The following is a 10,760-nucleotide window of genomic DNA, read 5'->3' on the forward strand; positions in this document are numbered from 1 at the left end:
TTAGATTCAATGACTGCGAATGTTTCAAACGGCGTGTCCAACGCCGTGACGACCGCGCACAACCATATTAATGGCCAGTATGTCGAAGATCTGGCATTGCGCCTTGTGGGTTGGGGCAGTGAAACAGGCACACGTGGAGAGGCGGAGTTTTCCGATCATCTCGTAGCCGTACTAAAGGAAATTCCTTACTTCAAGCAGAACCCGGATAATATTCGCACCGTAGCCAGTCATGGCGATCCGCTGACCCATAATGTGGTCGCGTTGGTGCGCGGAAAGGGCAAGCGCACACTTGCGCTTGCAGGTCATTTCGACACGGTTGCAACGGACAACTACCACGAGCTTAAGTCGCTCGCTTGTGAGAGTCTCAAACTCAAGGATGCTCTCATCAAGGATTTGTCTCATCGTTCACGCTCTGCGCAGGAAGAGCGCGCGCTAGACGATTTGCTGAGCGGCGAATTTCTTCCCGGACGTGGCCTGCTCGATATGAAGAGCGGCCTTGCCGTGGGTATAGCCTGTGCTGAAAAATTTGCGGCTGATCCGGATCGCAGCGGTAATCTCTTGCTGGTTTTCACCCCGGATGAAGAACGCGAAAGCCGTGGTATGCGTTCGATGCGTAATGCGCTGCCGGCGATCGCGCGCGACTTCGACATCGAAATTTCGGCTGCGATCAATCTCGATGTGACATCTGATCAGGGCGACGGAAAAGAAGGCCGTGCGGTCTATGCCGGAACCATTGGAAAGCTGCTGCCCTTCGCACTGGTTATAGGACTGAGTTCACATGCGAGCTATCCTTATGAAGGTGTGAGCGCGCAGGCCATGGCCGCCAGCATTCTCGCACGTTTTGAAGGTAATGCAGCGCTTGCTGACCGCGATGAGAATGATATTTCGCCGCCACCAATCTGCCTTGAGGCAAAAGACCTGCGTGACGGATATGAAGTGACGACACCTGAGCGTTTCTGGATCGCGCTTAACTGGCTTTATCATGCCATGACGGCGGAAGAGCTGTTCAATCGCTTCAAGAGCGAGGTTCTGGCCGGTGCGACAGAGGCGGTTGAGCGCTTCGCCGGTCAATCAGAAGCGTTCGGGGAGTTGATTGGAAAACGTGCGGGCGCAATTCCTGCAGCACCGAAGCTCATAACGTTCGAGCAGTTGCGAGTGATGGCTGCAGAGGTTGCCGGCGAGCAGTTTGAAGCTCTTTACAGCGAGCAGGAAAAGCGCCTTGCCAATATTGACAATCCGTTATCAGTCAGCCGTCAACTGACCGAATGGCTCGTCGGCGTTGCTCATCTGTCAGGTCCGGCAGTTGTTGTGGGTTTTGCCGGTCTTCATTACCCAGCGAGCCATCTTGATCATACGCAGGCCAATGATCGTGCGTTCAAACAGGCTATCGACACAACGATGCAGACATTTGCAGCTTTCCCGGATCAGTCACTCGTCTGGAAGCCGTATTTCCAGGGCATTTCCGATATGAGCTTTCTGGGGCAGGCGACGCTTGGGCAGGATATTGTTTCAAACAACACGCCGGTCGCGCGTCTAGTCGATCATCCGGCGGGTGACGCTCTAGAGTTTCCGGTGGTCAATATCGGCCCATGGGGGCGTGAGTTTCACCAGAAGCTTGAGCGCGTACACGCACCTTATGCCTTTGAAATCCTGCCGCAGATCGTTTCGATGATCGCGGAAAATTTTCTCGCAACCAAGGCCTGAGCCAGCAGTGCTTTGCCCAAACATGTTGGATAAAGGTTCAAATCAATGACCAATGAAAAGCTGAATATTGTTCCATTTGTCAGTGTCGATCACATGATGAAGCTTGTGCTCACGGTGGGGGTTGAAACCTTCCTCAAGGAGCTGGCGGAGGTGATCGAAGAAGATTTCCGCCGTTGGGAACAGTTCGACAAGACGCCGCGTATCGCGTCGCACTCCGACGAAGGTGTGATCGAGCTGATGCCGACAAGCGACGGCACGCTCTATGGATTTAAGTACGTAAACGGCCACCCGAAGAACACAAAGGAAGGTCGCCAGACCGTAACCGCATTTGGCGTGCTGTCCGATGTCGGCAATGGTTATCCGATGCTGCTAACCGAGATGACCATCCTCACAGCGCTTCGTACAGCCGCAATGTCGGCCGTTGCAGCCAAACATCTTGCGCGGTCTGATTCAAAGACCATGACGATCATCGGTAATGGTGCGCAAAGCGAGTTTCAGGCTTTGGCGTTCAAAGCCATCGTGGGGATCGAAAATCTGCGCCTGTTTGACATTGATCGCTCTGCCAGCGAGCGCTGTGCGCGTAATCTGAGCGACAAGGGCTTTTCTGTTTCGATTCACAACACGTCGCAGGAAGCCGTTGAAGGTGCCGACATCATCACGACTGTTACGGCTGACAAACAATATGCCACTATTCTCAGTGACAACATGGTCGGCCCTGGCGTGCATATCAATGCAGTCGGCGGCGATTGCCCTGGCAAAACCGAGTTAAACAAAGACATTCTGCTGCGTTCCGACATTTTTGTCGAATACCCACCGCAGACCCGTATCGAAGGTGAAATTCAGCAGCTTGATGCCGACTATCCGGTCAAGGAGCTCTGGGAAGTCATCACGGGTGCGATCTCTGGTCGTGCTTCCGACCGAGCCATCACCCTGTTTGACAGTGTTGGCTTCGCAATCGAAGATTTCTCGGCGCTGCGATATGTCCGCAGCAAGTTGGAGCAAACTGGCCTCTTTGTCGAGCTGGATATGCTTGCTGATCCCGACGAGCCACGCGACCTTTATGGAATGCTCATCCGATGTGAAATGGCGCTGAAGCAGGCAGCTTGATAGCAAAAACAGGGCCGGCGGTGAAAACGGCCGGCCTTTTGCATTATACGCTACTTAGCAGAATGCTGGTCTCGCTGTTCAGGACACCTTCGATCGTTCGCACTTCACGCAAGACGCGATCGAACTCGTGCAGGCTTTCTGCATGGATCTCCGCGACAAGATCCCATGAGCCGTTTGTCGTATGCAACGTGCGTATTTGCGGTAATCCCCGTAAAAGCTTGATCACTTTGGTCGTTGATCGGCCTTGCACCTCGATCAGCATGATCGCGTGCACAACCCCATCATCGTAATCTTGCCGAACGCGGATCGTGAAACCTAATGCTGCACCTGTTTCCAACAGCCGATCGAGGCGTGCTTGAACCGTACCGCGGGAAACACCGAGAATAGTCGCCAGCTTCGAGAGCGGCGCACGTCCGTCCTCCCGCAAAATGGCAATGAGTTTATGATCTAGATCATCAAAAATATGCATGACACTTTTTATAGTTCGACTGTGCAAATTGCTAGATTTTTTGCAAATGACGCGACACTTTTACAATTTTAACTGACTTTATGCCATCCTACTTTGCTTGTCGGAGTGTTGATGGAGGAGCGTGGGAGTATGTTTGAGAGCAGGAAAAGCCACCTGATTGGGCTATCAAATTTCATGGCGTAGCCCTTGCCAAACTCGCTTCCGTTGGCGCAGCGATAAGCGCTTTAAGTCTTTGTTTTTATGCATGCCTTTTGCGACATGCTTTATCAGTGAGAATAGTCTGAGAATGAGCAGACCGTCTGTCCAGAGTCCGAAATCGGTTGTTATGATCCGACCGCATCATTTTACCCCCAATGCGCAAACCGCAAAGGATAATGCATTTCAGTCCGTCGACGAGCGTCGCACGGCTGAAGTGCTCGCGAAAGCTGCTTTCGATGAGGTAACGCTCATGGCTGAGGGATTGGCTGATGCGGGCGTAACGGTTCATCTTTTCGAAGACGAAACCCACGCTTTGCCCGATTCAGTTTTCCCGAATAACTGGTTCTCGACCCATTCGGGCGGCCATGTTGCCATCTATCCAATGTTTTCGGAAAGCCGCCAAAAAGAACGCCGCCCTGACGTAATCGAAATGCTGAAGCGTGACTATCGCGTTCAGGACGTCATCGATTATTCGGGTCTGGAGCGCGATCACTTCTATCTTGAAGGCACGGGCGCCATGGTTCTCGACCATATTGGCCGCGTGGCCTATGCAGCTCGTTCAAACCGCACCAATGAAGTGGCGCTCGAGCGTTTCTGTACCCATTTCAACTTCGAGCCGATGGTGTTTGACGCGGTCGATTCGTCAGGCAGGCCAATCTATCACACCAATGTGCTGATGTGCATTGGTGCGGATTATGCATTGATCGGAACCGATATGATTACTGATCCGGCTCGCCGCCAGGAAATCGTGGATCGTCTGCAGGAAACCGGACGCACGGTCATTCATCTTTCGACAGAACAGATCGGTGAGTTTGCCGGCAATGCAATTGAACTGGAAGGCCAGGATGGGCGCGTTTTGGCGCTTTCAGCCCGTGCTCTTGCTGCTTTGAGCAGTGATCAGATCAAGACAATCGAACAGACCGCAAAGCTGCTGCCTTTCGCCGTTCCGACAATTGAGCTGGCTGGCGGTTCGGTCCGCTGCATGTTGGCCGGCATTCATCTTTCGCGCCGCACAACAAACGGCACACATTTGCTTTACGCAACAACAAGAGCCGGGTAGATAGGCTCCAGCTAAATTGAGGGTACCCTTCCATGTCTTCTAACAGACCCGTTTATGAGTTCAACTCGATCATCGTCCGTGAGCCATCGCGCTCTGTGGTGAATGGTCTTCGTGCGCTGGATACCGGCAACCCAACCTATGAAGGCGTTAAGGCCGAACATGACGCCTATATCGCTGCCATGCAGGCTGCAGGCGTTGAGGTTACGATCCTTCCTCCGCTCGAAGATTTCCCTGATTCCATCTTCGTTGAAGATCCAGCACTCGTTTTCACGGAAGGCGCAATTCTGCTCCGTCCGGGCGCAGTAACGCGCGTTGGTGAAACGGCTGTTATTGAACCGACGCTCCGCCAGATGTTCGACACCGTTGTTGAACTTCCTGAGCCAGGCTTTGCTGACGGTGGCGACGTTCTGACGACACAGAAGAGCGTGATGATCGGTCTTTCCGCCCGTACCGATAAGGCAGGCGCAGCAGCGCTTATCGCAAGCCTTGATAAGATTGGTCGCAAGGGCGAAGTAGTTTCGACACCGGAAGGCGTTTTGCATTTCAAAACTGACTGCTCACTGGTCGATGAAGAAACTGTCCTATCCACGAGCCGCCTCGCAAGGTCCGGCGTGTTCTCCGGTCTTCGCCAACTGATCGTTCCGGAAGGCGAGGAAGCTGCTGCCAACGCATTGCGTGTCAATGATGTTGTGATGGTCGGCTCCGACTTCCCACGCACCATCGAGCTGCTGGAAAAGAGCGGTTACAACGTGGTTCCCCTGAAAACCACGCAGATCGGCAAGATCGATGCGGGCCTTTCCTGCATGTCGCTGCGTTGGTATCGCAAGTAAGTCTGACGGCTCAGGAGCGCCCGCTTCTGAGCCATTTTTTATCTACATTCCCCGCGCTTGCCGTCATTAAAAAGGTGAGCAGCTACAAAAATATAAGGAGAACGGGAACATGGTGAGTTTTAAAGGGAAAATTGCAGGGGCGATCGCGCTTGCCTTATTGGCTAGCGGCGCAGCACAGGCAGAAGGTAAACTTCGTCTAGGCATGACGCCTGAGCCATATATGCCGTTCACGCAGGTCAATTCTGCAGGTGAATGGGAAGGGCTGGAAGCGGACCTTTCGCGCGCACTCTGCGAGAAGCTTGCAGACAAGTGTGAATTCAAGTCGATGGCATGGGATGGCCTTATTCCATCGCTGACCGAAAACAAGGTCGATTTCATAATCGGCGCTTTTTCGGTGACTGAGGAACGCCGCAAGGTTGTTGATTTCAGTACGCCTTATTATACCGAAGGCACTGTCGTTGTCGGTTCAAAGTCCGATACGGACAAGGTCGGCACTGTTGCGGCGAGCGACGGCTCGGGTGAAGTCGTCGATCAGGCTGCTCTGTCGGGTAAGATCGTCGGCGTTCAGACTTCGAGCGTTCAGTCGGCTTACATGACTAAGTATCTGCCGGATGTCTCGATCAAGAGCTACGACACGGCTGACAACTCAGTTGCTGATCTTGTTGCGGGACGCGTTGACTATGTGCTTGCACCGGATCTGTTCGTGCAGAATTTCCTGAAGACCCCGCAGGGCGAAGATTATGAAGTCAAGCTTGTCGCGCCAAAGAGCGTAGTGCTGGGTGAAGGCGTCGCCTATGCCGTCCGCAAGGGCGACACAGCAACGCTTGAAAAGGTCGATGCAGCACTTGCAGAACTCGACAAGGAAGGCGCTCTGAAGGCGCTGGTGGACAAGTGGATTTTCGAAAAGAAGTAATCCATTTTGGAAACGAACGCCGATAAAGGCGTTCGGCCTTCGCTTATAGCATCCGCCCAAAGTCCAGATCGACTTTGAAATGCAGGATGCGGAAATTCAGTAAGCTGGAGCGCCCCTCTTGCGTCGATAGCGACGCGTGGCGCTCCATGCGAAGCGTCTGGCTTTTTGATCGGATTAATCTGCATGGATTCTTATTGGCAACTGTTAGCCTGGGGAAGCGAGGGCTGGGGAGACGAGTTCGCACACGGACTTTTAATGACCTTGCAGGTCTCGGCCGTGGCGTTTGCAGTCTCATTCCTCTTTGGGCTCACCGCCGCATCGGGCAAGCTTTCGCGAAACCGTTTCACGAAAGCGATTGCAGATTTCTACACAACGGTGGTTCGCGCTCTACCGGAGCTGCTTGTTATTCTGCTGCTCTATTTCTCTGTCGCAACAGGTGCGGAACGGCTTCTCAAGGCGACGGGCCTTGTCGGCAATGATTTCCAGTTTAGCGCTTTTTGGGCTGCAATCATTGCGCTGGCTTTTGTCAACGGCGCTTTCATGACAGAAGTTTTGCGTGCGTCTTATTTGGCAATTCCGCGGGGGCAGATCGAAGCGGCACTATCCATCGGGATGCGTCGCCGCCAGATATTTACCCGCGTCATCTTTCCGCAAATGATGCGTCATGCCGTACCGGGCATCGGCAATCTCTGGCTTTCGATAACCAAGGAAAGCGCAATCATTTCGGTTCTCGGTTCCTTCCATGAATTGCTTTACACGGGCTATCGCGCGGCGGCCTCCACCAAGCAATATGTGTTCTTTTACGGCCTCACGGCACTTCTGTTCCTGGGCATCACACTGGTTTCAGTTCTGATAATCGCACGGCTTGAAAAACGCCTGAGCCGGGGGCACGGATAATGGAATCGATCACTAAAATCGTTGAGTTCCTTCCGCCGCTGATTAAGGCGATGCCGCTGACGCTGCTGTTGACGGCAACAGCAGGCATTATTGGCCTCACCTTTGGTACACTGAGTGCGTTGGCGCTGCTTTCAAAGAGCCGCATTCTGAAATGGCCGGCCTTTGTCTACACTTTCATTTTCCGGGGCACGCCACTCCTAGTGCAGCTTTATCTGATCTATTACGGGCTCGGGCAAATCCTGCCAGGCACATGGGTCAGACATAGTTTCCTGTGGCCATATATGCGTGATGGCCTGTGGTATGCGGTCTTTGCGCTGAGCCTCAATCAGGGTGCTTACAATGCCGAGGTAATTCGCGGTGCTATCAAGTCGATCCCACGCGGGCAGATCGAAGCAGCACTTTCCATTGGTATGAGCCGGTTCAAGATTCTGCGCCGCGTGACCCTTCCTCTGGCCTTCCGTCATTGTATGCCGGTTCTGACAAGTGATCTCATCATCCTGCTTAAATCCACTTCGCTTGCATCCACAATTACAATCATGGAAGTGATGGGAACCGCACGCGCGTTGCAACGCAGTTCCTTATCGATATTCGAGCCGTTGATTGCGGCAGGCATTCTCTATTTCACCGTCGTGTTCATCCTTACCCGGATCATGAACTGGATCGAACGGCGCATGAGCAGCTCACGCGCGTCGATGGTCTGATCTGTTTCAGGAGCAATTTAAATGACGTCCATGGCACTCACTGTCAAAAATATTCACAAGAGCTTCGCTGGTGTCGAGGTTCTAAAGGGCATCTCTTTTGAAGCCAAGAAAGGCGACGTTATATCGCTGATTGGCAGCAGTGGTTCGGGCAAAAGCACTTTGCTGCGCTGCATCAACTATCTGGAGACTCCAGATGAAGGCGAGATTGCAGTTGCGGGTGAAGTGATCCGCACCAAGGTCGGACGCGATGGAAAATCCCATGCTGCCGATCCTCGTCAACTTGAACATGTGCGCACACGCCTGGGCATGGTGTTTCAGAGCTTTAATCTTTGGTCGCATCGCACGATCCTTGAGAACATCATCGAAGGACCGATCCATGTTCTGGGCATGTCAAAGGCGGAAGCATTGGCCGAAGCAGAAGTGTTGATGGAAAAAGTGGGGATTACGCCCAAACGCGATCAGTATCCTACTCAGCTTTCCGGTGGACAGCAGCAACGCGCTGCAATTGCTCGTGCGCTCGCAATGAAACCTGAAGTCATGCTTTTTGATGAGCCGACGTCTGCACTGGATCCTGAACTGGTGACGGAAGTGCTGCAAGTTATCAAAAAACTCGCCGAAGAAGGCCGCACAATGGTGATGGTGACACATGAAATGGCGCTTGCACGCGAAATTTCAAGCGAAGTCATCTTCCTGCACAAAGGCGTGGTTGAAGAGCGCGGTTCGCCTGATGTCGTGATGCGCAATCCGCATTCGCAGCGGCTGCGTCAATTCTTGCACATGAATTAAGGGGGAGATCATGGCCAACAAAAAATTGGGTGCATTTGAGGATGAGCTTAAATCTATCCGCAGGCATCTGCATAGTATTCCTGAGCTGGGATTAGAGGAGGTTGAGACGTCCGACTATATTGCATCCCGCTTGCAGGAATGGGGCTATGAACTAAGCCGTGGGCTTGCCAGGACTGGCATTGTTGCCTCTCTGCGCCGGGGTAACTCAAACCGCTCTATAGGCTTCCGCGCTGATTTTGATGCCCTACCAATCCTGGAAGAAACTGGTTTGCCTTATGCAAGCAAAAATGCAGGCAAGATGCATGCTTGTGGCCATGACGGTCATACAGCAATGCTGCTTGGCGCGGCATGGTCGCTCGCACAGGATGAGGACTTTTCGGGCACTGTTCATTTCATTTTCCAGCCCGCCGAGGAAAATTATGGCGGTGCACAGATCATGATCGAGGAGGGACTTTTTGAACGCTTCCCTTGCGATCAGGTCTTTGCGCTCCATAATTGGCCAGGTTTGGAAGCCGGCAAGTTTGCATCCAAGCCAGGCCCTATTGCCGCTTCCATAGATGCACTGACACTGACGGTTAAGGGCAGTGGCGGACATGGCGCCGAGCCTGAAAAGACCATTGATCCGATCGTGGTAGCGTCAAGCATTGTGATGGCCCTGCAGACAATCGTCTCTCGCACTGTCTCGCCACATCAGGCCAGCGTGATTACTGTAGGTGCCTTTAATTCGGGTGCGGTTTGTAATGTCATTCCTGATACGGCCAAGCTTGAAATCTCGATGCGTGCCACCGATCCGGTCATCCGCAAGACATTGCGTGACAAGGTCGAACAGGTTGCAAAGATGCAGGCAGCGAGCTACGGCGCGGATGTGAGCTTTGACTGGATGACCGGTTATCCGGCAACCATTAACGATGCGGCTGCATTCGAGCAGGCGAAAGCGACAGTGACGCAGCATTATGGCGAAGGTGCTTTTGAAGAGCTTGACCTGCCATTTATGGGAAGCGAAGACTTTTCCTTCATGTTGGAGAAGTCGGCTGGTGCGTATCTCCTGATCGGAAATGGCGAAAGCTCTGGTCTTCACACCTCGACCTATAATTTCAACGATGAAATATTGGAACGCGGTGTGTCCTTTTTCCATAATCTGGCTAAGGACAGCCTCAAAGTTTGAGTTATTCGGTGAGAGGCGCGGAGCTTCCCGCGCCTCTCACATCCCATACTCAATGTGTACCGACGGCTTTTCCATAGACACGGATGACGTTTCTGACGGCTTCGACCATCAGTGCATGGGGCGTGGCTTCAACCTTGCCAGCTGCGACGGCCGGGTAGAGCGTGCCGAGATACTGGCTAATCAGCGTTTCAGGAATGTTGCGGCCTTCCAGACGCTTTAGCAACGAATTGACGGCAGCTACGGCTTCTGGATGCGGCCAATAATAGCGAATGCGGTCGCTATAGGAGAAATGACGCTGAAGACGCAGCTCTTCTGCGTCACCATGATAATATTTCTCCCAGTTCTTGGGCTCGTTGAGAAGCAGTTTCTCAAGCTTGCCACGAACTGTCTCTTCTTCTGGCAGTTTGTCTAAGAATGCCGCTATCTGATCAAGGCCATAGAGTGCTTCACGCAGCGCAAACGTCAGGCCCGGTCCGACTTTCAGAATGGCAAAGCCATCATGAACCAGAGCCGACAGCGCCTCAATCGGCTGGTAGTCGGTCGAATGTGCTTCAAAGACGAATTGCGGAGTTTCGTTGAGAACGCCGCTTAAAGCGGTCGCTTTGTCGCTGTCGTAATAGACAACGTTTTCATTACCGAACTCCACACCCGGCTGCACAACAACGCCGATGGCGCGAGAAAATGCATCCTCTAAACCAAGGGCTGCGAAAGCCTTGCGATGAATGGCGATGGTTTCGAGTGCTGCCTCTGGCTTGGTTAGTTCCAGATCTTCTATTTCCTCCATCGCGCCGCCCGGGATCGGGACTTCCGTGCCGACAATATAGACAGGCAGATCAAAGCCGGATTCAGCTGCCGCTTTTTCTGCAACCTTGGCAAGACGGGCCGCACGTTCGGCGGTTACCGCATCAGGCAGTGCAACCGGTTCCCCTT

General features: G+C 53.1%; 11 protein-coding genes. 9 read left to right on the plus strand and 2 right to left on the minus strand.

The genetic code is table 11. The annotated features are described in order from the left end of the window. Window positions 1–9: 9 nt before the first annotated feature. Both QSJ70_RS07345 and ocd read left to right on the plus strand, forming a co-directional pair. Complete coding sequence (locus tag QSJ70_RS07345) at window positions 10–1,704, plus strand: M20/M25/M40 family metallo-hydrolase (protein ID WP_285535433.1); 1,695 nt, start codon at window positions 10–12, stop codon at window positions 1,702–1,704. 45 nt (window positions 1,705–1,749) lie between these two features. Further along, the gene (gene ocd, locus QSJ70_RS07350) at window positions 1,750–2,811 is read left to right on the plus strand and encodes an ornithine cyclodeaminase (protein WP_215777725.1); all 1,062 of its coding nucleotides are present in this window, start codon (window positions 1,750–1,752) and stop codon (window positions 2,809–2,811) included. 43 nt (window positions 2,812–2,854) lie between these two features. On the opposite strand, the gene QSJ70_RS07355 is transcribed toward ocd, so the two are convergent. Next, complete coding sequence (locus QSJ70_RS07355; RefSeq protein WP_104756999.1) at window positions 2,855–3,280, minus strand: Lrp/AsnC family transcriptional regulator; 426 nt, start codon at window positions 3,278–3,280, stop codon at window positions 2,855–2,857. A 286-nt stretch (window positions 3,281–3,566) separates the two neighbouring features. On the opposite strand from QSJ70_RS07355, the gene ctlX reads away from it, so the two are divergent. From ctlX to QSJ70_RS07390, 7 genes are all read left to right on the plus strand, one after another. Then, window positions 3,567–4,538 carry a citrulline utilization hydrolase CtlX gene (ctlX, locus tag QSJ70_RS07360; RefSeq protein ID WP_285535440.1) on the plus strand — a complete coding sequence of 324 codons (972 nt, stop codon included), beginning with the start codon at window positions 3,567–3,569 and terminating at the stop codon, window positions 4,536–4,538. A 32-nt stretch (window positions 4,539–4,570) separates the two neighbouring features. Next, window positions 4,571–5,368 (plus strand): dimethylarginine dimethylaminohydrolase family protein, encoded by a 798-nt coding sequence (locus QSJ70_RS07365; protein ID WP_215777722.1) that lies wholly within the window; start codon window positions 4,571–4,573, stop codon window positions 5,366–5,368. A gap of 109 nt (window positions 5,369–5,477) precedes the next feature. Next, complete coding sequence (locus QSJ70_RS07370; RefSeq protein WP_215777721.1) at window positions 5,478–6,281, plus strand: transporter substrate-binding domain-containing protein; 804 nt, start codon at window positions 5,478–5,480, stop codon at window positions 6,279–6,281. A gap of 183 nt (window positions 6,282–6,464) precedes the next feature. Continuing rightward, on the plus strand, window positions 6,465–7,178 hold the full coding sequence (locus QSJ70_RS07375) for an ABC transporter permease (protein WP_215777719.1): 714 nt from the start codon (window positions 6,465–6,467) through the stop codon (window positions 7,176–7,178). Next, a complete protein-coding gene (locus QSJ70_RS07380) occupies window positions 7,178–7,879 on the plus strand; it encodes an ABC transporter permease (protein ID WP_215777718.1) in 702 nt (233 codons plus the stop codon). Before QSJ70_RS07375 ends, QSJ70_RS07380 begins: the two co-directional genes overlap by 1 nt. Window positions 7,880–7,900: 21 nt before the next feature. After that, a complete protein-coding gene (locus tag QSJ70_RS07385) occupies window positions 7,901–8,665 on the plus strand; it encodes an ABC transporter ATP-binding protein (protein ID WP_285535444.1) in 765 nt (254 codons plus the stop codon). Between the two features lie 10 nt (window positions 8,666–8,675). After that, window positions 8,676–9,830, plus strand: a complete 1,155-nt coding sequence (locus QSJ70_RS07390) for a M20 aminoacylase family protein (RefSeq protein WP_285535446.1) — start codon at window positions 8,676–8,678, stop codon at window positions 9,828–9,830. 49 nt (window positions 9,831–9,879) lie between these two features. Here the strand turns inward: QSJ70_RS07390 and QSJ70_RS07395 are convergent. Next, the coding region (locus QSJ70_RS07395) for a class II D-tagatose-bisphosphate aldolase non-catalytic subunit (RefSeq protein ID WP_285535448.1) at window positions 9,880–10,760 on the minus strand (881 nt) is incomplete at its 5' end.

Origin of the sequence: Brucella sp. NBRC 12950, from assembly GCF_030268145.1 — a bacterium.
Taxonomy (GTDB): Bacteria; Pseudomonadota; Alphaproteobacteria; order Rhizobiales; family Rhizobiaceae; genus Brucella.

Coding starts and splice junctions, on each gene's coding strand:
- QSJ70_RS07345 (WP_285535433.1), top strand. CDS start 10: ATGACTGCGAATGTTTCAAACGGCGTGTCCAACGCCGTGACGACCGCG.
- ocd (WP_215777725.1), top strand. CDS start 1,750: ATGACCAATGAAAAGCTGAATATTGTTCCATTTGTCAGTGTCGATCAC.
- QSJ70_RS07355 (WP_104756999.1), bottom strand. CDS start 3,280: ATGCATATTTTTGATGATCTAGATCATAAACTCATTGCCATTTTGCGG.
- ctlX (WP_285535440.1), top strand. CDS start 3,567: ATGAGCAGACCGTCTGTCCAGAGTCCGAAATCGGTTGTTATGATCCGA.
- QSJ70_RS07365 (WP_215777722.1), top strand. CDS start 4,571: ATGTCTTCTAACAGACCCGTTTATGAGTTCAACTCGATCATCGTCCGT.
- QSJ70_RS07370 (WP_215777721.1), top strand. CDS start 5,478: ATGGTGAGTTTTAAAGGGAAAATTGCAGGGGCGATCGCGCTTGCCTTA.
- QSJ70_RS07375 (WP_215777719.1), top strand. CDS start 6,465: ATGGATTCTTATTGGCAACTGTTAGCCTGGGGAAGCGAGGGCTGGGGA.
- QSJ70_RS07380 (WP_215777718.1), top strand. CDS start 7,178: ATGGAATCGATCACTAAAATCGTTGAGTTCCTTCCGCCGCTGATTAAG.
- QSJ70_RS07385 (WP_285535444.1), top strand. CDS start 7,901: ATGACGTCCATGGCACTCACTGTCAAAAATATTCACAAGAGCTTCGCT.
- QSJ70_RS07390 (WP_285535446.1), top strand. CDS start 8,676: ATGGCCAACAAAAAATTGGGTGCATTTGAGGATGAGCTTAAATCTATC.